Below are 222 nucleotides of genomic sequence, written 5' to 3'. Positions count from 1 at the left end.
TTGCGCGCAGTACTAGAGTCAACGGTTGACGTTGAAGTAACTTCTGCCATTGAGCTAACTAAACAGCAGCTAGCTAACATTTCTGCAGCGATGGAAAAACGTCTATCACGCAAAGTGAAGCTGAATTGCAAAATTGATAAGTCTGTTATCGCAGGCATGATTATACGCGCTGGTGACCTCGTCATCGATGGCAGTATTCGTGGCCGTTTAGAGCGATTAACA

At 45.0% G+C, this 222-nt stretch carries 1 protein-coding gene; it reads left to right on the top strand.

Features of this window, described 5'->3' with window-relative positions:
* Positions 1-222: ATP synthase F1 subunit delta (gene atpH / locus BHE89_RS03535; protein ID WP_128860305.1), on the top strand; the 222-nt coding region annotated here is incomplete at both ends.

This window comes from Shigella sp. FC1967, assembly GCF_001743005.1.
Classification (GTDB): Bacteria; Pseudomonadota; Gammaproteobacteria; order Enterobacterales; family Enterobacteriaceae; genus Proteus.
This window is presented reverse-complemented; position numbering and strand designations above follow the sequence as displayed.